Source organism: Nocardia sp. NBC_00881, assembly GCF_045207455.1.
Taxonomy (GTDB): Bacteria; Actinomycetota; Actinomycetes; order Mycobacteriales; family Mycobacteriaceae; genus Nocardia.
Genome location: NZ_CP108798.1, coordinates 1,784,686 through 1,811,541, shown reverse-complemented (window position 1 = coordinate 1,811,541; position 26,856 = coordinate 1,784,686). Strand labels below are relative to the sequence as shown.

10 protein-coding genes, 3 pseudogenes and 1 other annotated feature (1 of these 14 only partly in view) are annotated in these 26,856 nt (G+C 64.9%); of the genes and pseudogenes, 7 read left to right on the top strand and 6 right to left on the bottom strand.

Features of this window, described 5'->3' with window-relative positions; translation table 11 throughout:
- Positions 1 to 11: 11 nt before the first annotated feature.
- Genes OH799_RS07130 through OH799_RS07120 form a run of 3 tightly spaced genes read right to left on the bottom strand, consistent with a single transcriptional unit; the run spans position 12 to position 3,636 of the window.
- Entirely contained in the window at positions 12 to 464 is a 453-nt protein-coding gene (locus tag OH799_RS07130; protein WP_406276914.1) for a hypothetical protein, read from the bottom strand.
- 32 nt (positions 465 to 496) lie between these two features.
- Entirely contained in the window at positions 497 to 1,987 is a 1,491-nt protein-coding gene (locus tag OH799_RS07125; RefSeq protein WP_406276912.1) for an FAD-dependent oxidoreductase, read from the bottom strand.
- Between the two features lie 2 nt (positions 1,988 to 1,989).
- Positions 1,990 to 3,636, bottom strand: coding sequence for a Dyp-type peroxidase (locus tag OH799_RS07120; RefSeq protein ID WP_406276910.1), 1,647 nt, complete (start codon positions 3,634 to 3,636; stop codon positions 1,990 to 1,992).
- Positions 3,637 to 4,492: 856 nt separating this feature from the next.
- Here OH799_RS07120 and OH799_RS07115 point away from each other — a divergent pair.
- From OH799_RS07115 to OH799_RS07085, 7 genes and pseudogenes are all read left to right on the top strand, one after another.
- A complete protein-coding gene (locus tag OH799_RS07115) occupies positions 4,493 to 4,786 on the top strand; it encodes a transposase (RefSeq protein WP_406276908.1) in 294 nt (97 codons plus the stop codon).
- Positions 4,744 to 4,875: a sequence feature (AL1L pseudoknot), on the top strand. Its footprint overlaps the gene before it by 43 nt.
- Positions 4,861 to 5,328 (top strand): annotated as a pseudogene (locus OH799_RS07110) (IS3 family transposase); the annotation flags it as partial. (Overlaps the previous feature by 15 nt.)
- Before the next feature lie 25 nt (positions 5,329 to 5,353).
- Entirely contained in the window at positions 5,354 to 5,983 is a 630-nt protein-coding gene (locus tag OH799_RS07105) for an IS3 family transposase (RefSeq protein WP_406276906.1), read from the top strand.
- A gap of 199 nt (positions 5,984 to 6,182) precedes the next feature.
- A pseudogene (locus OH799_RS07100) lies at positions 6,183 to 6,479 on the top strand (transposase domain-containing protein); the annotation flags it as partial.
- A gap of 85 nt (positions 6,480 to 6,564) precedes the next feature.
- A complete protein-coding gene (locus OH799_RS07095; RefSeq protein WP_406276904.1) occupies positions 6,565 to 7,773 on the top strand; it encodes a transposase in 1,209 nt (402 codons plus the stop codon).
- Positions 7,774 to 7,835: 62 nt separating this feature from the next.
- Entirely contained in the window at positions 7,836 to 8,117 is a 282-nt protein-coding gene (locus OH799_RS07090; RefSeq protein WP_406276902.1) for a hypothetical protein, read from the top strand.
- A 492-nt stretch (positions 8,118 to 8,609) separates the two neighbouring features.
- A pseudogene (locus tag OH799_RS07085) lies at positions 8,610 to 8,879 on the top strand (terpene synthase family protein); the annotation flags it as partial.
- Positions 8,880 to 8,979: 100 nt separating this feature from the next.
- On the opposite strand, the gene OH799_RS07080 reads toward OH799_RS07085, so the two are convergent.
- From OH799_RS07080 to OH799_RS07070, 3 genes are all read right to left on the bottom strand, one after another.
- A complete protein-coding gene (locus OH799_RS07080) occupies positions 8,980 to 15,579 on the bottom strand; it encodes a LuxR C-terminal-related transcriptional regulator (RefSeq protein ID WP_406276900.1) in 6,600 nt (2,199 codons plus the stop codon).
- 61 nt (positions 15,580 to 15,640) lie between these two features.
- The gene (locus tag OH799_RS07075; protein ID WP_406276898.1) at positions 15,641 to 17,971 is read right to left on the bottom strand and encodes a hypothetical protein; all 2,331 of its coding nucleotides are present in this window, start codon (positions 17,969 to 17,971) and stop codon (positions 15,641 to 15,643) included.
- Positions 17,968 to 26,856, bottom strand: partial view of a LuxR C-terminal-related transcriptional regulator gene (locus tag OH799_RS07070; RefSeq protein WP_406276896.1) — the end only. 40,662 nt of this gene lie beyond the right edge of the window; 8,889 of the gene's 49,551 nt are visible here — the last part of the coding sequence; the start codon falls outside the window, past its right edge; the stop codon is at positions 17,968 to 17,970. The genes OH799_RS07075 and OH799_RS07070 overlap by 4 nt, the downstream gene beginning before the upstream one ends.

Sequence of the window (26,856 nt, the reverse complement as noted above, 5' to 3'; positions counted from 1 at the left end):
CTCCTTCACGCTCAGAAGGTCGGGGGCTGTGCCCAAGAACCGAAGCCGGGCGGCTTGGCGCCCATCGGATGTGCCCCGGCCGTGGCCCAGACCAGACCCTCCCGATATGCCTGGGCGGAGACGACGTGTTCCACGTCGTTCGCGGTCGACCCGTATTTGTCGCGGTAGGCCGGCGGTAGCGGATACCAGCGGCCGAGGTACCAAAGCTTGATCAGGCTGAGGACGACCGGACGGTAGCGCTCAGCGTGGATCACCTTCAGCTCGAGAGCCTTCCGGTCCTGGGCGAGGGCATCGCCGGCGTCGCGGAACAGGTGTCCGGCTTCGCGTTCGCCGATGATGCCCACAAGGGTGTCGTAGTAGGTGTCGAGCAGACCGGTGGCGCCCAGTTCCGCCCGGTCGAAGCCGGTGAGGGCCACCGAGAGGTCGGTGAAGATCTGTCGAGGTGTGGGTGTGTCGTTGGCCATGGAGGTACTCCCGAGCGGAGTCGGTGCGGGGATCAGTAAAGGGTCCGGTTGAGGGGGCTGAGGTCGAACGGGCGGGAATCGAGGTTCGGCTTGTAGTCGGAGTCGACCGACTGCTGGAAGCGGAAGAAGGAGTGGGGGCCGGGATCGGCCTTGTGCTTGATGTCCTTCAACCGCTTCAGGTTTCCGCCGTAGTAGGCTGTGGCCCAGTCCTTCTGGAGTGGGTCGATGTAGTTGACGTAGGCGCCGTGGAAGTCGTTCTTGAGTGCTTCGCCGTAGTCGAAGGCCCATTCCACGTTGTCCCGGGTTTCGGTCGGGTTGTTCCAGATAGCTTTGAGTTCGAAGACGTAGCGCTTGTCGCGATGCGGGTACGGGCCTTGGTCGCGGCGATCCTCGGCGCAGACCTGACCGCGGCCGTGCGTCCAGACGACGAAGCTGTCCTTCGACGGCGCGGTCTCCGAATGTTTCAGGAGGGCCTCGATCATTTTCTGAGTCCAGCCCTGGTTTCCGATCACTCCGGATCTGATGTAGGCCAGCCGGTTCCTGACGAGGGTGGCCTTACCGAAGGCGGCCTCCCACGTCGGCAGCGGCATCGCGTACAGCTGGGTGGCGAGAGGTTTCAGCCTGAGCATCGGCCGGAGGAGGTCGACGCCATCGGCGAACTCACCGTTGTAGACCGGGGTGATCCGGAAAGTGGGGATCTTGCGGGTCGGCTCCGTCGGGTCCGTGTCGTAGCCGATGTAGCCGTAGGCGGCCATCGCGTCGGGGGCGCCTTCGGCCCATGCGTCGTAGGCCGCGATCACATGCTCGGCTCGCTCCAGGGGGAAGGAGAGTTCGCCGCCGAGCATGGTCGCGGTGGGCGGACGGTGCAGTTTCAGGGTCATCTCGACGGCGACTCCGAAATTGCCGCCGCCACCGCCCCGGCAGGCCCAGAACAGTTCCCGGTCGTCGGCGTCGGCGGTGGCGGTGAGGGTGCGCAGCTTGCCGGCCGCGTCGACGAGTTTGATCTCGGTGACGTTGTCGCTGCCGAGCCCGTAGGAGCGGGACACGAAGCTGTATCCGCCGCCCAGGAGAAAGCCGGGCAGGCCCACGGTGAGGCAGCCTCCGCCGACAGGTATCAGCCCGGGGTGGTTGGCGACATAGTTGTACACATCGCTCCAGGTGGCGCCCATCTGCACGGTTAGCCGGTCGCTGTCCCTGTCCAGTGTCATGGCTTTCATCAGCCCCAGGTCCAGCACCACGCCGCCCCAGTTCAGGCAGTACCCGGCGGCGCTGTGCCCGCCGCCGCGCACCGTCAGAGGCAGGCCGGTTTTCCGAGCGAACGTGATGGCGTGTTTCACATCGTCGTACGAGTTGGCACGGATGACGTATGCCGGTTCGGTCCGGGTGCGGCCATTGTCGATGGCGACGACATGTGCGTAGTCGCGGCTGCCTGGTTCGCACACGTAGCCACTCAAGTGTCGGACCAGGTCGTTGAAGGCACTCCTGTGATCGGCGCCGTCGACGGCGCTCGTGTGATCGGCCATGCTCAGTTCCCTTCCCCTCGTGGCTCCACAACCGTGCCGAACTTCTTCAGGGCGCTCAGGCTCGGGACGAAGAAGTACTCGCCGCCACGCATGGTCACCCACTGGCCGACTCGCTGTCGGAAGAACCAGTCCGTGTACTGCGGCGGATTCTTACCGAAGTCCAGTTCGTTGCGTGAGCCGTACAGCTTGGGCCACGGTTGTTCGGCCGCCTTGGCGCGTTCTGCCTCGTCCTTCGGTGGCCCGCCGTCCCGGGCGCCGATCACTGGGTCGAGGCCGCAGCTGCTGCGCAAGAAGTCCTCGTTGTTCGCCCACGCCACCTGGATGAACTCGAACTGGTCGGCAATGCTGCTCTGCGCGCACAGGAACAGCAGCCCGACTTCCTCGCCGTCCTTCGGCTCGAGTGTCACCGGGCCGTAGCTGATGGCCCGCCGCGCGATTCGCCGGGACCGTTCCTGGGTGACCGGCACACCGAACTGGCGCAGCTTGTCACCCCGCGGGTTGGACTTGCGAACATGAGCCTGGAAAGGACAGCGGATCCCGTCCACGTCGGCGTCGAAAGTGAAGTTGTTCGACAGTTCACCCTGACCTGCGAGTGCTCGGTTCACCACCGGCGTACCGTCCTGGAACCGACCGACCATGTACGCACCGGCCAGCGCGATGTGGGCTTCCGTAGGTTTGGGTGACTCGTGCTCGGACTCGGGATGGGCGTACTCGGCGATCTTCGCGGCGAGGCGCTCCTTGTCCGCGCGGAAGCCGTACACGTCTTGCTTCAGCTTGCGGTATACGAAATACGAGCCGTATCCATCGGGGCCCCCAGCCGGATCCTTGACCAGGACCTGCCCGAGCGGAGCGCTGGGATCGTACTGGTCGATTCCGCCGTGGCGGGTCCGCGCCTGCTCGATATCGGAGGCGAAGAACAGCGGCTGGCTGATCCCGTCGACGAACCCGAAATGCTCCCGGACAGGGGCGGTGGGACTCTCATGCCCCTTCGCGTCCAGCCGCATCGCGGTGCCGATCTCCTGCTCAACCGCGGCGCTGATGCCCTCCAGCTCGTCCTTCAGTGTTGTCGCGAGCAGTCCGACACTCTCCGCGTCGTCGTCGGCGAGGACTACCAGGGCATGCAGGTCGTGCTGGAACTTCTTGTCCCACTGCGACATCGGCGGGTCATGAAGGTCGTTTACGCGGTTTTTCGCTCCCACAATGAAGGCCGGGTCGTCGGGCGTGAGGCCGGCACCGAGCGCAAGATCCCGGTATCCGTGGATCGAAAGCATCACGCCCACGAAGACATCGCTGGCGTCCCGAACCCGCTGCCATTGCTCGGCGGTCGCGAATTTGCCGTTGTCTCGGACAATCTGGAGTGCTGCCCGGTAGGCTTTCGCTTCCTCCCACTGCCGCATGGCCGAGGTGACATGGGGGACGGCCTCCTTATCGGCCAGCTTGGCCAGCCAATCCCGAGCGTTCTGCCGGTCGGCGGCGGTGCCATTCTTGAACGTAATGAACAGGTGAACGCTATGGTTGCGCCCGTGGCTCTTGAGGATGTTGCCCTGCATGTCGTTCAAGGCATTCTCCAGGGCCTGCTTTGTGTTGCGGGTCGGAGGAATCCCACCGTTATCCGGATCAATGGCCGTTTGCGTCAAGTCGATTGCCATAGAGCTCTGGTGCTCCTCGTGAGAGTTGAAGCAGCCCGGTGAATCCACAGACTCACCGGTGTGACAGCCCCGCAGGTTGCCGAGCTGAATGTTGAAAGCAGTGGGCAGCCGCTTTGTGCGGTGATAGCACGTCACTGCAGTACTGGCTGAACACGCCGGTGATGAAACCGGTCGATCCATTCCGCGGTAGCGAACTCGACCTGGTCGATGCTGCGCCAGGGTGGCGCGGCGTGATCACCTCGGTTGTGTACAGCCCGGTAATCGTTTCGACGCGGGCATTGCCGACGCCCGAACCGACTGCGGGCGGAATCCCGACGTCGGACAGTCTCCCACCGAACGCAATCGATGCACGGTGAGACCCCCTATCTGCGCGGTGTACAACGTCTTTCACGAAACAGCTTGGCTGCTACCGACTCCAGATCATCGCGTGCTCGACAGCATCGAGCACGCGCGTCGCGGTCATCGATATCCAGGCGCGCTAGCCGAGGGAGCTGGCCACAACCTCGCGCAAGCTCAAGATGTCTCGGCCACGAATTCTATTCTAGTGCAACGGGATACGACCATGGATGGTTTTGCAAACTTGATCGCGCGACAAGCGGTATAGCTCTGCTCAGGTGAGGAGTGTTGGGGATTGATCTGGCGAGAGGTCCCTCTCGCAGGTTGCTTGTTGCGACGCAACACAACCAGGTGTCAGAGCGCATCTGGGAACTCGGAGTCCGGCCGGCGTGTGATGGTTGGTATGTAGAGGGACTCCTGGTATGACTGGGGTTAGTACTGAACCGTCGAGGTTTGGGGCCGCTTCCTTCTTTGGGGAAGATGGTCTCCATCATGTCGAAGCGTTACCCGCCCGAGGTTCGTGAGGGCCGTTCGTCTGGCTCTCGAGCGTCTGGATGAGTACGGATCTGCCTATGCCGCCGCGCAGGCCATCGCACCGCTGGTCGATGTGCACTACGAGACGTTGAGGCTGTGGATCAAGAAGGCCCTCGCCGAGGGTGCCCGCCCGGGTGGGAAGGCCGCCGGCTTGTCCTCGGCCGAGCGTGAAGAACTGCAGCGGCTGCGGAAGGAGGTTCGAGACCTCGAGGAGACCAACGAGATTCTGAAGCTGGCCTCCAGTTTCTTCGCGCGGGAGCTCGACCCGCGACGTCGCTGATCGTCGGTTTCATCGACGAATATCGCCAGGTCTACGGCGTCGAGTCGATCTGCCGTGCGTTGTCCGCGCACGGGGTGCAGATCGCGCCCAGGACCTACCGCAAAGCCCGGCACCGGCTACCGTCGGCCCGCGACATCGCCGACGCCCACCTGGAGAACGCCCTGCGTGATCTGCGGGACAAGCCCGAAGCGATGTACGGGTGCCGAAAGATGACCCGTTACCTGCGCCGCCACGGCCACGATGTCGCGTTCTGCACCGTCGACCGCCTCATGCGCGAGCTGGGCATGAACGGCGCCGTGCGAGGCCGCAAGCAGCGCACCACGATTCCCGCCAAGGACGGCGTGCGCGCCGCAGACAAGCTCAACCGGGACTTCACCGCGACCGCACCGAACCTGCTGTGGGTGGCCGACTTCACCTACGTGTCGACGTGGACCGGGTGGGCGTACGTGGCTTTCGTGTTCGACGCCTACTCCCGCGCGATCGTCGGCTGGACCGCGGCCTCGTCGAAGACAACCGCGGATCACCACCGACCTGCTCGCCGAAGGCGAACGGGTATTGAAGAACACCGTGGCCGCGATCATGGCGGAACTCGGGATCGAGGGCATCAGCCCACGCTCATTCAAGACCACCACCATCGCCGATCCAGCAGCATCATTCCCGCCGGATCTGGTCAGACGTCGTTTCGACCGTGGCCGGCCCGACCTGGTCTGGTCCTCGGATATCACCTACCTGAGCTGCGGTGAGGGCGAGATGTCCCTATGCGCGATCCGCGACGAACATTCCCGGCGCGTACTGGGTTGGGCAGTCGCCGACCATATGCGCGCCGAGTTGGTCGTGCACGCCGTGGACCGGGCCGTGTTCGTCCGTGGTGGCCGCTGCCGCGGCACAATTCTGCACTCGGACAGGGGCAGCCAATACACCGCTGCCGTGACCGCCGAAGCCTGCGCCCGGCACGGCTTGCTCCGCTCGGCAGGAGCCACCGGGATCTGCTGGGACAACGCCGGCGCGGAATCGCTGTGGTCGACATTCAAGCACGAATTCTACTACCGACACACCTACGCCACCAAGACGGAATTGATTGCCGCAGTTGACAATTGGGTGCACTTCTACAATCGCCGGCGGCGGCACTCGGCGATCGGGATGCGCTCACCGATCGACTACGAGCAGTCTCCCAAAACTACCCCCGAAGCAAGCTAACCCTGTCCACCTTTTCGGGGGAACCTCCAAGGCCGGGTAGTTAGTGTTTTCGCTGGTGGCGCAAGCGGTTTGAGGATTTCGGGCATAGGGCAACGGAGCTCGTTGGTTCAGGTAGTCGACCAAGACAGCCTGTTGCCGAGGAGCTCCGTTGCCGTTTCATTCTCCCCTGCCTCCCGCGTTGGCGGCGATCACCCGGTCGGTGACCGTGGCCGCGGGCCGGTTCGCTGCCGGTCATCTGGGCGAGTTGACCGTGGTGGTGCCCTTCGAGCTTGTCGACGCGGTCCTCGAGGAGACCCGGTCGGTGCAGCGCCGGTTGCGTGATCTCCCGTCTCGGGTCGGGGTCTATTTCCTGCTGGCGATGTGCTTGTTCCCCGAGGTGGGTTATCGGACGGTCTGGGGCAAACTCACGGCCTCGCTGACCGGGATACCCGTGCCCGCCCCGACCGCGAAAGCGTTGCGGGACTTGCGCCGTCGGGTGGGGGTCGCGCCGATGCGGATGTTGTTCGATGTGCTGGCCGGGCCGTTGGCGCAGCCGTCGACTCCGGGGGTTCGGTTCGGGCGGTATCGGATGGTGTCCTTCGATGGCTGCACCTCCCAGAAAGTGCCCGCCACCGCTGGAGAACCGGGCCTGGCTGCGTGCCACCGCCCATTACGCCTACCCGATGCTGGAATTGATGACGCTGGTGGAGACCGGAACCCGCGCGGTGATCGGGGCGGTGTTCGGACCCACCGAGCTGGGCGAGACCGGCTACGCCTGCAAGCTGCTGCATCTACTGCGCCCGGACATGCTGGTGTTGTGGGACAGGGGCTTCGACAGCAACGACTTCCTCGTCAAAGTCTGCGCGACCGGTGCCCAAGTATTGGGTCGGTCGCGCAGCAACCGGCGCATCCCGGTCCTGACCCGCCTGGGCGATGGCTCGTATCTGGCCGTTATCGCCGGGATCCCGGTGCGGATCATCGACGCCCAGATCACCGTGACCTGCATCGACGGCATCGTGTTCACCGCCGGCTACCGCCTCGTCACGACCCTGACCGACGCCCGCCGCTACCCGGGAGCGACGCTAGTGGTCCTCTACCACCAGCGGTGGGAACATGAATCCGCCTACTACGCGCTGCGCCACACGATCATGGCCGGACGAGTTCTGCGCTCGGGCGACCCCGTCGGTGTCGAACAGGAAATGTGGGCCCTGCTGGGCCTGTACCAAGCGCTGCGCATCGTGATGGTCGACGCCGCCGAATCCCGTCCAGGTACCGACCCGGACCGTTGCAGCTTCGCCATCGCTTTCCACACCGCCCGTGACCAGGTCGTCACCGCGGACGGGGTCGTCCCCACCGGGACCGGAAGCGGCCTTCTCGGGCGGATCGGCGTCCGGATCTTGGGGCACCTGCTACCACCACGCCGGCAACGGGTCAGCACCCGCAAGGTCAAATCACCGATGTCGCGCTACAACGAGCGCCTCGACGACGGACGCCCCGACACCAGCCGCACCGTCACCAATCTCGACCTCGCCATCGTAGTGCCCGACACCGAACAACTCCCGCTCCCAACCACTTCCCGCCACGACAGCCGCACCGCCCCCGACCAGCGCCGACGCCACCGGATCCTGACCCTGCTCGACACCCACCCCACCCGCTTGTGGCGAGCCCGTGACATCGCCGCCCACTTCGGCGACATCACCCTCAACACCATGTACAGACAGTTGACCCGGTGGGCCGACGACGGCCTCATCCACAAACTCGGCCCAGGCCTCTACAGCGCCACCGCCTGGTCACCCGAAACCCTTGCATGACAAGCGAAAACACTAACTACCCGGCCTTGGGGGAACCCCACCGGCCGGTTGCCGTATCTGATGTGGCCGAGCTGTTGGACGCCGGTTCGTTGCTCACCAAGGAGTTGGCGTACGACCGGGGACGGCTCGGATCGCTACCGAACTGTCGCCTGCGTGTGGTCGTGCCGGACCGCTCTGGCGCTGCGGTCGCCGATTCGGCGGATCTGCACCACGGAGCCGATCGACGCCGCGAGTGCCGCCGTTGCTTCCTGCGACGAGAAGGAATTCCTCGACACTCGGAGCCGTACTCCGATGACAAGCCCGGCAAACCCGCCTATGCCCTGCTGTACAAGAACTCTCGCTGACGTAGGCAACTATCGTGTAGTTCGACGGGTATGTCTCGGCCCGCGGCCGCCGGCCTGTGGCGACTGATGACTTCGGGATAGCCCGGCCGCTCGACGCCATCCGGCGAACACCGGCGGGCGGCGGGCCGTTTGTCGATCGGCGTTCTATCGGAGAAACGGTGACCCTAGTTGCCGATCGAGCCAACCGTTGCAGCGTTGCATTGGCACGCGAGAAGTCCAAGGCCGCTTCGGATCTCGCGCGTTACGGTGAATCCGTTGTTGAAGTGGTCGGTTGGTATGACCGGCTGCTGTGGGAGATCAACGAGGCAACCTGGAGATGTTCGCCCGCGACCACGACCCCAACAACCGCGCGGCCAACGCGACATCTGGGAGGTCATCGTCCTCACCGGCCGATGCTGCCGGGAACCCGACCGCTTTCGCTCGCCGCGACTGCGGATCCGTCGCCGAGTGCGGTGACCGGCGAATGCCGCTCGTGCGTCCACGGCTGGCTACCTGTCGCTGCGGATGTCTACCAGTGGGTTCAACACCGCTCTCGCCTGCATGGAGGTGCACCGGGACCGGGAACTGCCCCCGGAGCTGCGCAACCACCCCGTGATCCGCCGTCTCGAGGAACTCGTCTGCTTTGTGGGCCTCGTGGAGAACGGCCTGGTGGGGTTGGATCAGGACGAGGCCGACCATGTCCCCAACAACCTGGTCAGGGCGATCTGTCACGAGACCGGGTGCACCCGCCGTGAAGCCGTCGAGCAGGTGCAGCGCCAGGTGGCGGATCAGCGCGCCCAACTCGAGGCGGTGATCCGTTACGTCCCCGCGCTGCTGCGCGTGCTTCCCGGCCTGTCGGGCCAGTGGAAGGAGTACCACGCCGTCATTGGTGGAGGTCCGCAACAGGATCGATGGATACTCCTGGCCGGGTGTCCCCGTCCGGCGCCGCCTCGTCCGGACGCGATTCGGTTGTGGCTTCTCGGATCTCGCTGTCCGAGCGCGCCTGCCCTTCATCGAGCAGCGGCCCCTCCGGCCGCGGTGCGGCAGTGGCGCCGGGATGCTCCGCTACCTCCGGCCGCACATAGTCGGTGACGGCACCGACGATGTCGTTGGGCACCGGGTTCGGTGTGTCATGATCGATGATCCGCTCGCGTAGCGCCATCACCACGATTGCATTCCGATCACGGGTGCCGAATGCGGCCGCGAGGCGATTCATCTCCAGCTGCATCGTCCACGGGGGCACGTCCAGGCGGGCCGCTATCTCCGGGTCGGACAGCCCCTCCGCCAGCAGCACCAGCACCTCGACCGCGCGGTCGGGCATGGCACGGTTCGGATCGAGGATTCCCTCGCGCAGCGCGGTCACCACCATCACCAGCCGATCGCTGGTACCGAGCTTGTCACCGATGCGCGCGATACTGCGAGTCACGCTGCGTTCCGACATCCCGGTGCGAATCCCGATCGTCTCGCGCGACAGGCCCCGTGCGAGCAGGCGGAGCATCTCGACTTCGGAATCGAGAAGACCACGGTCTCGCCCGCGGCCGGTCGCCCCGAGGCGGTGGCCGTCGAGGATCCCCTCCCGGATAGCCGCCGCCACCGTCGCGGTGCGATTTCTTGTGCCCAGCATGTCCCCAATGCGCGCCAAGCGAACTTCGAGCACCTTCTTTGTCAGGTCCACGGCCGAGCCGATCTCGGCGTTCGTCTTGCCTTCGGCCGCCATGCCCAGTATCCGAACGTCGAGTTCGGACAATCCGAACTCGGTGAGCAGGTCGAGCTGCTGTCGTAACAATTCCGCGGGTAGCTTCCGCACCAATTCCTGTGCGATTCCATATATTCGGTCACGCAATGCGTCATCGGTCAGCCGATGCGGCACCCTGAGCTCGGCCACTGGTGTGTTCTGCACGAAAAACAGCTCGAAATACTCCTGCTCGGCTTCCGTGAGACCGAGCACATATGGCGTCAACACCGTCGAGGGCTGCGTCTGCAACCGCTGGATCAACGCCCTCGCCGTCCCGTCGGACAGCACGGGCCTGCCCGACAGCAACGTCACCAGATCGCGGGCGATCAGCCGCTGCAATTTCTTGATCGAATTCTTGCGGCGACCAAGGATCGCCGCCGTCTCGCCGGGCGACAGCCCGCGCTGGAACAACAACTGGGCGATCTCCTGGTACGCCGGACGCAGATCCGGAATACGCCGCGTCACCTCGTCCGGGTCGGCGGCACGCACCGCCTCCAGGTCGGAGCCGACCTCGCCACGCCCGTGATCCTCGCCGGAGTGCCCGCCCCGCACCGTCGGAACCGGCAACGATACGTTCTCATCGACGATCGTCTCGTCGCCGGTGACGATCCCGCCATGCCTGTGCACCCACCCGAGTCGGGCGGCTGCCGCCGCCATCCGCTCCACCGTGTCCGACGAGTACCCGTCGCCGCCGCTGCCGAGCACCGATTTCACGGTTTTCACGCCGGTTTCGGCTTCTCTGGCCACATCCGCCCGCGTCGCCCTCCGCAACACCCCGGGCCGCCCGAACTGCTCCCACAGCCGCGTCGGCAATTCCCCCACCAGCACATGCGCGATGCGCACCAACCTCCGGCGGACCGCACGATGCTCGCCGGCCTCCGACTCCGGCTCCGCGATCTCCGCCATGGTCATGTCCTGACCGAAATACTGGTCGGCGTCGGCACGTTGCGCCTCGGTCAGCATCGGCAGGCACTCCGACAACCACTCCGGGCGCGCAGCCCACACCGCCTGAACCAGAAGCAGCGCCGCAGTGCCTTCCTCGGCCGCGCGCGTACGCAACGACTCCGCAAACCTCCGCTGTAGCTCCGCGATGTCAGCTTCCGTCCACCCCGCCGCCGCCGCGACCTCCGCCACCGACAGCCGTCGCAGGAACAACTGCAGCACCATTTCCCGATCCCGCGAGGCCAATTCCCGAGCCAGCCGCCGTACCCGCAATGCCCGCAGCACCGCATCCCACTCCGCGCCCGCCCTGCGCCCAGGCAATCCCCGGACCACCTCGTGCACAACAAGACACAACCGATCTTCCACGTCGCCGAGGTCCTCGGACCTCGCTTCCGCGATGTCTGACGAGGTCTGCCCCGTGAACCACCGAACGAAATACTCCCGCCACCCCGGATCCAACCCCTCCACACATCGCAGCACATCAGAGTGCCGGGCACGTTTCACCGCGCGCACATGCGCGGCCATTCCCGGCAACTCCGCCACCGCACCACCGCGCGCCAACGCGGCGATAAGGTCCGCTCCCTGTGCCCCCAACGCCGAAGCGAATGCCAGTTCACCAGGATCCCGGGTCCCCAGCTTGCTATACAAGCGGAATCGGCAGTGGCGCATCCTTTGCGGCGACACACCTAATTCCGCCGCCATGGCCGCATCGGTCAGGCCCGCCACGACCATGCGCAACACCTCGACTTCCTGATCGGACAAGTCGTCGTATCTCGATTCGAGCGTGCGAGCCGGCGGTTCGAGGTCATCGTCGGTGAGGATCCCCAGCCGCCACGCACGGACCACGATCGCGGCGCGGGCGGTCCGCGCCACGATCGCGGTCTGGGCGCCATTGCCGAGTTTGCGGCCGATGCGGGCCAAGCGGTGGTGCACCATTTCCGGAGATATCCCCAGCGTCGCGGCGATAACTTGGTTCGACGGCCACTTCGCCGCCAAGCGCAGCACCGCGAGCTCCCCTTCGGACAACTCGTCACCCGACCACTCCTCCGGGTTCCAGCGGGCCACACCGAGATCGACGGCCACCGTAAAGCCGCGGCGTTCCGCCATCACCGCCGTCTGGAACCAACCGCGCGTACCGAGCTTTCCCGCGCTGAGAGACATGTGGAGCTTCACGAATCTTGGGGAGATCCCCAGGTGTGTCGCGATCTCCTTGCTCGACAGTCCCTCCGCCGCCAGACCCAGCACCCGGCGTTCTGCCTCGGACAACTCATCGCGCGACCGTGCAGGTCGACGCCGCTTGTCGAGACCGACGGTGACGTCCACGCCCAGCTCGACGCTCATGTGCTCGACGAACGACAGACGGACCTGCCCCGGCAGGTCGACCGGATCCGCCGACCGCCACCGCCGCAATTCCGACGCGACCACCCGCCACTGATCGGCCGGCATTCGTTCCAGCACTCGGTCGAACATCCGTCTGCTCATCGGCGACAGCACCGAATCTCCCTCCGGCGCCCGCGCATCGCCGGCCCAGAACTCCTCCCACACCCGACCGCAGAACTCCACCACCCGCCGGTGGTCGGCCAGCACCTCCTCGAAAACCCGCCGCAACAGCACACCGGAGCCGCCCGGGGCGTCCGATTCCCGCGCTCGACGCGCGGCCCGCGCGAACACCTCGTCCACTATCTCCGGCACGATCCAAGGGTCCGACACCGCCCACATCGCGTGCACGCCCACCTGCGCGCGCATCCAGACGACCATCCCATCCGCACTGCCGGCATCGATGATTCGCTCGCGCAACGCCGCCAACACCAACGCATCTCGGTCACGCGTGCCGAATCGCGCTTCGAGCCGATCCCACAGCCCCACCACCGTCAACATCGACACGTCCAGTCGCGTCGCGATCTCCGCCTCCGACGCACCTTTCGCCAACAGGTTCAACATCCCGGCCTCGTGTTCAGGCAGCGCCCGGTTCGGATCCAGAATTCCCTCCCGCAGCGCCGCCACCACCATGAGCATCCGATCGCAAGTGCCGAACCTCTCCCCCACCGCCGCAAGTCGCCGGTCCACCACGTGGGCAGGCATCCCGATGGCGTTGCCGATCTCCGCCTCTGACAATCCCCGCGCGACCAAACGCAGTAACTCCACCTCGTCATCCGACAGGCCGCGATCCCGGACCGCCGGAACCACCTCCGACAGCCGTCGAACATCCAGGATTCCCTCCCGCACCGCCGCCGCCACCGCACCGACCCGATTCCGGACACCAAGCACACTCGCGACGCACATCGTGCGGATCAGCACCTCGCCGGCCGTCAAACCAACGGTCGCACCGATTTCCACGCTGGACCTGCCCTCGGCGGCCAGGCCCAACATCCGAACATCACGTTCGGACTCGGCGGGACGAAATACGGTCTCATCGACCAACAACCCGGCGAACCGGTCGATCGCACGGAACAACAGCTCACGGGGATTCGATATGCCCATCTCGCGGGCGATATCGGCATACGACAGGTCCTGCTTCAGGCGCAGCACAAGGATCTGTTGCTGTCTTGGCGACAGTACGGCGAAATGCCGTTGCACCTCGTCGGAAGCATCCAGCCGACGCATCGCCGCCGTAACCAGGCTCCGCGCATCGTGGCCGCCGGCGTGACGCAACATCGAAACCAGCATGCGCAGCGTCTCGCGATACAGCATTTGTGCCCCATCGACGCTGCGGCCCAGTTCCGCGGCAGACTCCTCGATCGAGAGCCCCTGCAAGACACGCACATCCAGGCACTGCAGCCGACGCCAGGACAGCCGGGCGACGCAGGCCGCCAACGTCGCATGGTCGGCACGCAGTGCTTCCTGGATCAGGATGGGCAGCGTGTCGATACGGCCGCCACTCGCCCAGGCGGACACGATCTCGGCTGCCAGGGTCCAGTCGGAAATGGCTTCGGCTTCGACCGATCGGTCCATAGCGGTGGGCCGTGGAGCCGAACCGTCCGTATCGGGGCTGTCGTCCAATACCTCTGGTCCGAGCTCGGCAACGACCCGCTCGGCCACGCGGTGCAACGCCGAACGCTCCAACTTCCTGGTGGACCGCCCGACCGCACCCCCCAGGCGCAGCCTCCGGGTCGCATCCGTCACTGACATTCCGTGTGCGAATCGCAACAACAGCCAACCACGTTCGACAGGAGGCAGTGCCGCCACGGCCGCATCGATCCCGTCCCGATCGGCCTGTGTCAGCGCACGATGCTCCGGAGTGGACTCCTCCCATCCCAGCTCCGACAGCGCCTCGACAAGTCGGCGCCGGTACCGTTCGAAATCGGCGTCGAGCTCCCGCCCGCCCGCTGCGGCCTGCTCTGGAAGCCCGGCGATCGCGCCCTCATCGGAAAATGGTGCTCCCGCATCTTCAGGGCCTGGTTCGATAACGTCGTCGCCGGAGGCCGATGCCTCGTCGCGGTCGGAATCAGGGGACTGCGGCTCCTCAGGAGCAATCGGCCTTGTTTCATCGTCGGCCAGGGTTGCGGGACCTTCGCGGAGGCCGACCAGCCCCTCTCGCACGGGCCGTCCCTTGCCGAGCTGGGTGGAGGTATCAGCAATAAGGGAACCGTCCGACATTGACTCAGGCTCCACCTCGGCCTTCGATCCGGCCGGAGTAGTGGTTTCGTCGCCGGAGATGTTCCGGGGTCGTTTGCTCGGGGCGAGCCGGTGAACTCCCGTCGTCGAATGCACAGCGTGGTGCTGGTTTCGGGGTTGGTAGGGCTCGGTGCTGATCCAGTGGAGGCTGGCGTTCATCTCGTGCAGGATCTCCAGCGTCATGCCGGTGGAGTGCTGCAATTCGCGCGGGTCGAGAAGGACAAGGCCTCCGTCGCTGTCGAGCTGGTCCGGAACGTAGACGTGCAGCTTGATGAGTCCGTGTTCAGCGAGGTTGGGGGAAATGTCGTCCCGACGCTCCGGTGGGACTATGTTGACCGCGGTGGGGAAGCCTGAATCGATGATGTCGCGGATGTCGTCGACAGTCATGGTCCGGACATCGACGATGTTGGTCGTCGGGTAACGATCACCCATGGCCCAGAACATGAAATCCGCGGAGTTACCGTGCTCGACGGCTTGGTACGAGCCGAAGTGGGCCGCAGTGGCCTTCTCGATGTAGGCGACCAGGGTAGAGCCGTCGGACGCTCCCGCGTAGGCAGGTTCGCCATCCGCGGTGTACGGGAGAGTGGCGTTCATCGTGTAGGTGCCGAGATGGGTTCGAACGACAATTTTCTCGCCGGCTTGCGAGACCATGGCGATAACTGCTTCACGTTCCACCTTGCCCAGCGCGTTCGTCCCGCTGATGACGTGACAGTTCGACCATTTGCGCTGGATGCCTGCCACCGGCTCGGTCGTGCCCGGCATCACGAGAGGCACGGGCCGGTACTGCCGACCGTCGCGGAGAGCAGGCTCACCGTCGGGTCGGTAAGCGTGGACGTGACCGCGGGCCGGATCATCGAGGCGAGGCCGATGCCACAACTGGTTTTTGGCCATGTACTCCTCAGCTGGCGGGACAGGTTCGCTGTCGCGTGGCAGTTCGCCGTGCTGATCATCGAACGCACCGGCATTCGGGTCGCCCGGATTCGCGCCATGCGCCACCATGCCCTCGGCGACTATCCGCTCCCGGCCACGCAACCCGAGGAACGGATCCCCCACCGCATGATTGACATCCAAGCCCCCGACCACATGCGACGGACCATCCACCACCTCCGCGAAGTCCATCCGACCGCCCAGCGGCACACCCACACCCGAGCGCGGAGCCTCACCGTCACCGGCCGCCGCCCGCCCGGGCACGGTCTCCCCACTACCGGTTATGCCGAGGGGCCGTGCGTTGTTCGTGGTGCGGGTGGAGGGTTCATCGGGGTTGTTCAGCCGTTGGCTCGACGTCCTCCAGGTCGTCCGCTGTCGTGGGCGCTGGCGGGTCGGCGTCGGCTGATGGCGGCTTCTCGGCTGCTCCCGGGCCGGAAATACCGGCAAGCTGGGTGGGGGTGTCAGCAATAGGTGAACCGTCCGACAGTGATTCAGGCTGCACCTCGGCCTTCGATCCGGCCGGAGTAGTGGTTTCGTCGTCGGATACAGCGCTCGGTGGGACGTTGGTGTTGCGTGGTCGGACCGTTCCGAGCGGGGTGTCCCACCTCGGGACGAGGCTGTCGAACAGGGCCGAGAGCTGTTGATCATGAGCACGCCCCTCGATGATCCAGGACCGTACTTCCTCGGTCAGCGGCCCTACATCGCCGCTGCCCTCTCTGCTTCCGTGTGCATGATGGAATGCCGCATGCAGCATCGCGACGTTAACAGCTTCTCGCAGCATCGGGTCTCGGTATTCGTCGTGCATGCGTGCAGGCTCGATCCCGGACGCCGACGGCGGAGGTGAAAACCGAACCGGCCCTTGCCGGTTGACGCTGTGCACGGAGGCTTTAGGCCCGGCCATCAGTGATTCGAGACAAAAGACCGCCTGGTTGCAGATGAATGTGTATTTCGGGTCGTCTGGAAGGAATTCCGTGTTTCTGGGACCCTGCCATAAATCCGCAGGAAGGTGAAGGAGGTGACCCTTCTTATGATCTGGATGGGCATCGTCGGGGTTGATGGTCACACAGGCATAATGGCCGAGAATGTCGGTATTCGGAAACGCGTAGGTCACCATCTCTTGGCTCGAGCATCGCCTACCGTTGTCCAGCACTGTCACCGCGCTGTCCACTTCTCCGAATTCCAATCCCTGCTCGTGCCAGTAGTTGGTGAAATACTCCACAGCGTCGTCGACCTCGTCCGCCTCGGGCACCCAAGTTCGCGCGGTGCGGAAGGATTCCGGCATCGGGAAAGCACGTCCGTGCTTCTTCTCCCAACTTCTCATAAATAGTTCGTTCCCCCGCCGAGACATCATTATTTCGACGCCTCGTCCGGCGAAGAGCTCGGAGTCCCGACCGCGAACGCCGGCCGCCATGATATGCGCATCCCCACCCAAGAACGCGAACTTCCGTAGCGGATTTTCGGATGCTTCACGGCTGATGTCCCGATAAATGCTATCGCAGACCCAGGTGTTGAACGGGCCGAAAAATGTCAATCCCAGGTCGTAGACCACATGGAGTTGCCGCGTGCTGCCCGCATCCAGCGAATACGCACGAGCGATATCGTCGGGCCCGCGAAAGACCTCTTCAACCGGGACCGACGGGAAGTTGTCCAGAAAGACCTCCCGCGATACCGGAGTCGCGATGTGGGGGGAAAAGAATCGCGTGGGGCCACCGGATTCAGCAGAGTACCGGGCAGCCGAGGACGCGTCAGGACTGTCAGCGGGGCCGGGCTGATCGTCCCGGCCGTCGCCGAGTGTCATGTGGTACGGATCCACAGCCGCCGACGAACCGGGCGGGCCAACAGCTCCATGCCCGCCTCCAGACCGTCTGGGTGGCGTGGGCGGGTCCGTGTCGGAGGTGACGCTGCCGTCGGGTGCTGCTTCGTCGGGGCGCGATTCGGTTGTGGCTTCTTCGATCTCGCGGTCGACGCGCGCCTGCCGCTCTTCGTCGGCATCGCCGTCGCCGCCGGGCCGATCGGCCTGGACGTTGTTGTCGTGCTGGGCCATGAGGTTTCGGGCGTTGACGACAACCCACTCTTCGACGTCGCTTTCACCGATCTCGGCAAGCTCACCGATCTCGGCGAAGCGATCGACCGCACCCTCGAACGCCTCGTCGGTGATTTCCCGCGCGAGCCGAGGTTGACGGACACCATTGCGCACCCACCGAAATATTTTGTCCCCGAACCGTTCTTGCAGCAGGGCGACTGCCTGGTCCTGATGCCCCTGCGCGACAAGTCGTTCGACGAACTGTCGGAGGAACGTTCCAGTCAAGTTGTGATACGCCGCGAGCACGTGGCGCGGGATCTCTTGTTCGACGATGTGCCCCCTGCGGGGAGTCTCCCGCAGACCCTTTACTTCACGCAGGATCTCCACCACGACGTGGTCTGGAATCAGATCCTCATGGGACTCGGATCGCAGTCCGTAGAAAATGTAGTTTTCCACCGAGACCGGAGCCGTGACGATGGAAACATGCTGGACGGATGGACACTGCTTCTCGAACGTCGCCACGACGCGTCGCGCGTGTTGCGGCGCACAGACGGCGATGATGGAGATGGATTCGACATCATGATCGCGCTCCGGCAGCAGACCGCGCTTCCTCAGCAGCTCTATGGATTTCACCGCGTTTTGCCTGGTGTTCTCGGCGTCCGGTTCCTCGATGATTTCGTTGGAGTACAGGCCATTTTCTCCGCAGCTAATCTGAACTCGGCGGCCTCACCGTGCCAACCGGAGAACACCACTGGGATTTCACTGAGGCCACGCTCGCGAACGAGGTTCGCGAGAACAGCCGACCCACCGTCGTCCGGGCTGCCGAACAGGATGACGGCATCGTAGTTGTGTTCGGGATCGAATTCCCATTTCGGGTCATGTCGCAGGAAATCCCAGATCGTCGCCAGGTCGGACATGGTCTGTTCTGTATCCACCCCCCGATCGCTCAGTTCTTGCAGCCAGACCGCATAGGCATCGGTCTCACCGCTACCGTCGTTTGCCGTGACGTCGAGTTGCCGACCCGCATCCGGGTCGCCGTGCTGATCACCGAACGCGCCGGCATTCGGGTCGCCCGGATTCGCGCCATGAGCCACCACGCCCTCGGCGACCGCCCGCTCCCGGCCACGCAACCCGAGGAACGGATCGCCCACCGCATGATTGACATCCAAGCCCTCGACCACATGCGACGGACGATCCACCACCTCCGCGAAGTCCATCCGAACATCCAGCGGCACACCCACACCAGAGCGCGGAGCCTCACCGCTATTCGGCCGGTCATAGGACACGACACCATCACTGGATGACGACACCCCGACGCCATCCGGGTCAAGAGATCCGTCCCGATCCGCGACTGCGGCACCACCGGGCGGCGCTTCGGGCGGTTGCTGCTGGGCGCTGCGTTGGTCCGCGCCTTCCCGCGTAGGTGTTGGCGGCTCGTCGCCGGGTGGCGTGGAGGGTTCGGCCGGGCCCCGTGGGTTCCGGCCCGCGTCCCACGACATCCCGTCCGGTCGATGGTGGAAGACCACGCCGCCGGCGGGGATGCCCGCCCAACCAGCTTCCGCCCCGAACCGCGCGCGGCTTCTACGGCCCGGGAGGCCGAGCGCCGCACGGTGATCGAAGGGCGGGACGAAGTTCACCACACCGCCAGGCGGACCACCGACTCCGGGGCCACCCGCGGAACCGGGAGCACCGCCAGCGGTGTCCGATCGTTCGGTCGGGGTGGGAGCGTCCGACGAACCGGGCGGGCCAGCGGCTCGACGCCCACCTCCAGACCGTCTGGGTGGCGTGGGCGTGTCCGTGTCCGTGTCCGTGGTGACGCTGCTGTCCCCGTCGGGTGCTGCTTCCTCCGGGTGCGATTCGGTTGCGGCTTCTGCGATCTTCCGATCGCGGCTCGCCTGCCGCTCTTCGTTGGCAACGCCGTGGGCGCCGGGCCGATCTGGGCCGGTCGGTGTGCCGCCTTCTCGGTCGAAGACCGTGCGCAGTTGTGTGACCGTGCGCAGTTGTGTGAGCACTTCGGTGATGAGTTGCTGGGCGCGTTCCGGTGTGATCCCCAGCTGGGCAGCGATACTTTCCGGCGAGCCGCCGATGCCGATGAGTTCTGCTACGCGAAGGGCAAGGTCAGGTTCCGGCAGATCCGATAGGGCTCGCTGCAGCGGTTCGACGATGTCTGGATCGGTGAACGGTGACCCGGTGAGCTCCGCTTGCTCTTCTGCTTGCTCTTCTGCCGATCGAGTGTTCGGCAGGATCTTGTCCTCGATTGTGAGTGATCCGGAATCGCTGCTGATCGGTGCATCTTTCGAAACATTTCCTCTCAGCATTCCGCGCAGTTCGACGACTTCTGCCCCGTCGAGACCGAGAGCCGCGGCGATCTCGTCGTGGTCGGGTTCGGTCATGGTCGCTGCCTTACGCTTGGCGATGTAGGCGGCCACCTTCGAGAGTTGCCGGCGTTGCTTCCGATCTGCGTGCGGGAATCGGTGCTCCAGGTTTGCCTCGAAGAGTGCCCAGTGGGCGTGCGACCAGGCAGACGGTGCGAACGCACCCGGTGGGACGAAATTCGGGACGGCCTTTTCTGTGATCGCCAGAGCAGCTATTTGCTCGAGATCGTCCCGCTGATCACTCGGGAAGTACTTCGCCCAGCGGCGCGCCACCGCCCGAGCGACCCACACATACTTCTCGACGATCTGGTTGCGGAGTTCTTCCGCACGCTTCCATCCAGGGCTGGTGGCGATCAACTCCCAGAACAACCGCTCGACGTCCTCGTCGTCGCTCACGGCATCCGGGCGAGAGTAGAAGCAACGCAGCGCCGATACCAGAATGTCGTTCGGAAAGCCCAACCTGTCGGGGAGCTCTCGGAGGTAAAGAACTCGAGGCTTTTCGCGCGTCTCTCTGAGATAAACAATCTGACGGGACGTTCCAATCTGTACAGCGAACTCCGTTTGGCTCATTCTGTAATACAGACGTATCGCTTTCAGCCAATCGTGCACCGATCCGTAATCGACGGGATCGGGAATGGTCTCCCCGTCCGGATTCATCCGGTAGAAGTATCCCCACGCCTCGGCCAGATCGTTCCACGTGCCCGCACGATACAGCACACGGTCGTAGGCCTTCAGCATGAGGTGCTCGAACATCGACTTTATCTGTCCGGATTCGTAGTTTCCCAATGTCGAATCGGGTATCCCAAGGATACGTTCGGTATCCTTTGTCGTCAGCTTGTTGAGCAAACGGAAGTGTCGCAGGTACTCACCGAACGATTCCGCGATACGGAGATTCGGGAAGATAAGCGTTTCACTCGGCAGGTACGGGCGCATCGATCGGGGGCTGGCGGCGATCGACTCTCCGGGCAACCGCTCGACGTCCTCCTCCCCGATCACGGAATCCGCGCGAGAGTAGAAGCGACGCAGCACCGATACCAGGATGTCGTTCGGAAAACCCAACCTATCTCGCAACTCTTGGAGGAAAACGACTCGAGGCTTTTCGCGCGTCTCTCTCAGATAAACCATATCCTTCGACGTTCCGATCCGCACGGCGAACTCCGATTGAGTCATTCTATGATATAGACGTATCGCTTTCAGCCAATCGTGCACCGATCCGTAATCGACGGGATCGGGAATGGTCTCCCCGTCCGGATTCATCCGGTAGAAGTATCCCCACGCCTCGGCCAGATCGTTCCACGTGCCCGCGCGATGCAGAACGCGATCGTAGATATCCAGCATGAGGACCTCATCCGATGCCTTCGTCTCTCCGCCTTCGTGGCGTCGTAATGTACCATTTCCGATCCCGAAGATGCTTGCCGCTTCCCCCTGCGTCAGCTTGTTGAGAAAACGGAAGTGCCGAAGATACTCACCGAACGATTCGGCGATACGAGGATTTGGAAATATAAGAATTTCCCTCGGTAGGTAAGTAAAGTATTCGGCGAGCTCGTCAAACGTCACACCAAGACGAGGAGATATGCTCCGCAGATAACGACGAAGCGTTTCCGGAGCCGGTCGGTATTGTCCCCATTCGATCTTTCTGAGGTGAACGACCGAAAGGCGGGCGAGGACTGCTGCCTGCTTCTGCGTCAGACCTGATCTCATGCGCTCGAATCGAAGATATTCACCGATTCGAGCGTAACCCTCCGGAAACGCCGCGACGCCGTCTTCGGTGAGTAATGCCGGATAATGCCGCGCCGCATCGAAATACACCTCGCGGGCACCCGGAATGCGACGCAACAACGCCCGCACCTGCCCGATCGCCAACTCCGCTTCTCCCCGCTCGGCTGCCTGCCAGGTGCCCGGCGGCGCGTCCACCAACTCGTCCATCCGCTCCGGCGGCACAGCCAGGTATCGGCGTACCCCCGCCAGCCAGGTCCTCGTCTCGGCGTCGCGGGGTCGTGGGAACTCTCCGGTCGGCACCCGGTCGTGGCTGCTCGGGTCGAGCCCCGCATTCCTCAGCCAACGTGCCACCATGCTCATTTCCAGGCGATGCATGGCGATGTAGTCATCGAGGCTCTGCCGAGGCCGTCGGGATTCGTCGGCCAGTCGTGCTCGGTACCACGCCACGAAGTGCTGCTCTTCCGCCGACTGCGTGGGCGTGGGCTGCAGCGTGTGCTCCCCCTGGCTTTCCGTGGCGTTGTCCGGCCGTTGCGCCGGCGTGGGTTCTGCGGTGGCGCCGGCGGTTTCCGATCGTTCGGTCGGGGCCTGCCGGCTCGCCGAACCCCCGTGCCCGACAGCCGGATCCACTGGCGCGTTCAACCGTGTGGACAGCTCGTCGACCACCCAGGGGATACCTCTGCGCAGCCGGTCGGTGAAAGCCGCCGCGGAGATACCGAATTCGGCTGCCATATCGTCGGTTTCCGTCGACCCCTCGCCCAGAAACCGGCGTTCGACACTGCAGCCGAGCAGGCTGTTGTGGGCGATGAGGTCGTCGACCACCGCGCGAAGCACGCCGCGGTTTCGGTCCCGCGCATCCTCGATCAACGCGACGGATCTGCCGCGCGGCACCGCGTCCGGGTCTAGGAACCGCGCCAGCAGGCGGACCGCCCGTCCGGCCTGTGTCGCGACCTCACACTCCGGCATCCCCAACACCGTTGCCATCTCGCCCACGGTCACCGGTGGGGTCTGCAACATCCCGTCGAGGCATGCTCCCTGAATCGGGTCGCTGTCCCGAATCCGCCGCGCCCCGACCGATGCCTCCCACCGACGTGCGGTAGCCGCCACCCGAAGCGCGGTCACCCGGCCCGAACCAGCTTCCGCGCCGAGCAACGCCGCAGCCGGAATATCCACGTGGTTGAGGCGATCCGCCATGAGATCACACAGCGCGTCGGCAACCTGTTCGACGGCCCTTTGCTGCCGGTCTTCGACCCAGCTCTCGGGTCGACCGATGTCGGCTGCGATACGTGCCCGCGAAAACCCGTGCAGAAACTCCAATTCGATCACTCTATGCATCTCGGGCGTCAGATCCCGACACGCGGCGAGGACGGCATCAGGATCAGTGCTCGCGCTCTGCCGCACCCACAGCAGCGGCGTGCTTCGATCACTGCTGCGACCCGGAGAGCTGTCCGGGCGTGCGTTGTTCGTGGTCTCCTCAGCTGGCGGGACAGGTTCGCGGTCGCGTGGCAGTTCGCCGTGCCGATTACCGAACGCACCGGCACTCGGGTCGCCCGGATTCGCACCATGCCCAACCACGCCCTCGGCGACCACCCGCTTCCGGCCGCGCAACCCGAGGAACGGATCGCCCACCGCATGATTGACATCCAAGCCCTCAACCACATGCGACGGACGATCCACCACCTCCGCGAAGTCCATCCGAACACCCAGCGCCGCACCCACACCAGAAGGCGGAACCCCACCGCTATCCGGCCGGTCATAGGACACGACACCATCACCGGATGACGACACCCCGACGCCATCCGGGTCAACAGATCCATCCCGATCCGCGACTGCGGCACCACCGGACAGCCCAGGCGTCACTGCGGGCAGTTGCTGCTGGGCGCTGCGTCGATCCGAGCCTTCCTGCATAGGTGGTGGCGGCTCGTCGCCGGCTCGCGTGTGCGGCTCGGCTGGACCGCGTGGGTTGCGGCCCGCGTCCCACGGCATCCCGTCGTGAGAGTCGTTCTCGCCACCACCGGGACGCTCTTCGGACGCACCAGTGTCGACGTGTGGGCGGCCGAAGAGTTCGACGACGGCAAATTCAGCGGGGATGTTGTGAGGTGGCTCGCCCGGTTCGAGCCCGTGCACGGCGCGGCCGTTGCGGAACTCGAACCAGACGACCTGCTGAGAGGTCGAGTATTGCCGCGCCCATTCACGGAGTGCTTCTTCTCCTTCCAGGGTGCGCTGCTGCCTGTCGTGTATTTCGTGCATCACGAGGCGACCGCCGGAGCGGGCCAGCGTGAAGGGGTATCCGGTCCTGTCGCCGTGTAGTACCGCCGCCTGCAGGATGACTTCCTCGGTACCGGCGATCAGCCACTCGATCAGCTCCGGCACCGTCTCGACACCATCGCGGTGGAGTTGCAGATCCGCGCGCAGTGTCATGGCGAGGTCTGCCAGGGTGTCACCGCGCCGCCGATCCCCTGGTTCGGGCCGGACCGGACGATCACCTACGTGGCCGTTGGCGATCCACAATTCCAACTGGGTCATGTACGCCGAAAACGTCGCGCTCTCCCCGTGCAGCAACGCCTCCTGCGCTACCGCCGGGCGTGGTGCCAGTGCTGGTTTCACCGTGGCGCCGTCGTTGGCACGCAGACCCGGATAGTGTTGCGCTGCCTCAGAACTCACTGCAAGGGCACCAGGGACACTGTGTAGAAGTGTTCGTACCTGCGCGGTTGTCAATTCCCTCGTGCCACGCTCGGCTGCCCGCCAGGTGCCGTGCGGGGCGGCGATCAGTTCGTCCATTCGCTCCGGTGGCAGCGTCAGGTACCGGCGTATCGCTCGCAGCCAGGCCTGGGTTCCGGCGTCGGGGCGGGGGAACGGTCCGGTCGGCACCCGGTCGTGGCTGCTCGGGTCGAGGCTCGCATCGATCAGCCAGCCGACCACCTCGTCCATACCCAGTGAATTCATGGCCAGGTAGTCATCGAAACTCTGCCTGGGCCACCGGGATTCGTCCGCCAGTCGGATCCGGTACCACACCAGGAACCGCTGCTTGGGCGTCGTCTGGCCACCAACAATGCCCTGCTCCCACAGCAGCGTCGCTATCTCGTCGGGGTCGCTGGTGCCGAGCTTGCTGTACGCGCGGGACCGGTGGTCCCGGACACTGTCGGTCGACACTCCCATCAGCGCCGCGATGGCCTGGTTCGACAGGTCGTAGTCCACCATGAGCAGCACTTGGGCTTCGCGTTGCGACAGTTCGATATCCGGCGGCGAGGGGGACGTGTCGAATTCGGCGTTGTCGAGCACGCCATGGCGGTCCGCCGCCACGACCGTCGCCACCCGACCGCTGGTGCCGAACCTGGCGGCCATGGCGGCCAGCAGACGCTTGACCTCATCCCGCGGCAGGTGCAGCTCGTCCCCGATTGCCTGGTCCGACAGGCCGTTGGCCGCCAAGCAGAGAATGCGGATGTCGCGGTCGTCCAGTTCGACGGGCTCGGTGGGCTCGGCAGCGGCCAGCAGTCCCCGACGCTGAGCGGCCAGGACCGTCCGCAGCAGGCCATGGGTGCCGAGTTCGGCGGCCGCCCGGGCGAGGTAGCCGCGCACGGCGGCTTTGGACAGGCTCAGCCTCGATCCGACCTCGCCGACCGCCAACCCCTCGGCGAGCAGGCCGAGCACCTCGAGTTCACGATCGGTGAGCCCGAACCGCTGCGTGATCAGCGCCGTCACGTCGACCAGCTGGGTTACCGCCTGCTCCTGCACAATCCGGTAGCGGCTCAGCTCGAGTCCGAACTCGGCGGCGACGTCCTCGGCTGTCCCGCGCTCCCGGAGCCGCCAGCTGGTGATGTGTCGTTGCTGCTCGTCGAACTTCCGCAGGGCTGCCGCCCGCCGCCGCTTCCCGGCCTGGTCGGATTCGGGGTCGTCGAAGTGCCATTCGAGACGGCTGACTTCGACGCCTTTCCACCGAGGCACGAAATCGTCGGCCAATCGCGCGAAGCGCAGATCCGTGGCGCCGTCCTCGAGCAACCACGAGCGGGTCTGTCGAATGAAGGGATACAGGTCGCCGGGACCGCCGCGCTGGGCATAGTGCGCGGTGGCGAGCAGCACCGCGGTCTTGCGTGCCTGGGTTACCCGCAGTTCCCGAGTCAGCTCGTCGCCGCCTTCCGGGAAGAGGCTGCGCGTGAACCACTCCCGCGGCGGTTGCGATTGATCCGGGCCCTGTTCGGTGATGGTTTGCGCCGAATACGTCGGTCCTTGGCAGAGCTCCTCGAAAAGCCACAACCCGTGGTTGGAGAGGAAGGTGAGCCGCTCGTCGTCCGGCAGGAACTTGGTCGGCCCCCCGAAATCGTCGTTCTCCCAATAGTGGGTCGGTATCTGGAAGATGTGGCCCCGCTTGCTGTTCGGATGCGGGTCCTCCGGGTGAACGACGAGCAGACTGTATTCGCCGGTGAACTCGATCGCGGTGAAAATATGCGCCAGAACTTCTTCCAGCCTGCCGCGAAATCCGTCATCCACGATGGTGAGCGCGCCGCCCGGCTGCTCCAGATCGATACCCGCCTGCGACATGTGCTTGACGAACCGGCGATACGAGCCGGGCACCTGCGCTTCCTGCTCGGGAGTCAAAGACGAGCGGAACGACTCGGGCAGTGACAGTGTCCTTCCGGCAAGGTTCTCGAAGTCGCGTACCACCATCGCGATGGTCGCGGACGAGTACACGACCTCTCGGCAGCGCCGGGCGAAGAAGTCCGGGTCCCGGCCGCGCAGTGCCGCAGCGATGATGTGCGCGTCCCGCGCCGGCAGAACAGCCATCCACCGCAGATTCTCGGCCGCACGGCGGTACAGGTGCGGACGCATGCTGTCGGCGACCCACGCATGCGTCGGGGCGATGTAGTCATAGGCGACGTCATAGGTTTCCGCGACGAGAGCGGCGCCTTCGGCATCAAGGGAGAAGGCCCGAGCAATCTCCTCGGCATCGGAAAAAGCTTGCTCCACCGGAATATTCGGGAAATTCCGGAGGAATGTCTCGCGCGGCGGGACCAGTGTGGAAACAATCGGAACCCGCTGGTCGGGCAGTTGCGCCGACAGCCGGTTGAACTCGTCCGCGTAGCCGACCAGATCGGCTACCTCGAATATGTCGGCGGCGTCGGCGAGGCGGTCGATGTCGGGCGTCTGCGTCAGGTGCGCCAACCGTCTCAGCTCGCCCATCGGGTTGTTCGCGAACGGCTCCCAAGTTCCGCCACGTTCGGGAACGCGATGCAGGACAGCACCGTCCGGGCCGTACAGGACCTGTTCGGTGTTCGCGGGATCCACCAGCTCGCGTACCTGGTCGACATTTTCGACGACCGCGTCCTTTCTGGCCGCAAAGACAGAAAGTCTGTCCGGTCGCCATACAGTCCCCAATAGCTCGCGCACGCTTGCGCGCAATTCGTCACGGGTGTCCTGGATATCACCGGG

Coding starts and splice junctions, on each gene's coding strand:
- OH799_RS07130 (WP_406276914.1), bottom strand. CDS start 464: ATGGCCAACGACACACCCACACCTCGACAGATCTTCACCGACCTCTCG.
- OH799_RS07125 (WP_406276912.1), bottom strand. CDS start 1,987: ATGGCCGATCACACGAGCGCCGTCGACGGCGCCGATCACAGGAGTGCC.
- OH799_RS07120 (WP_406276910.1), bottom strand. CDS start 3,636: ATGGCAATCGACTTGACGCAAACGGCCATTGATCCGGATAACGGTGGG.
- OH799_RS07095 (WP_406276904.1), top strand. CDS start 6,565: ATGGCTGCACCTCCCAGAAAGTGCCCGCCACCGCTGGAGAACCGGGCC.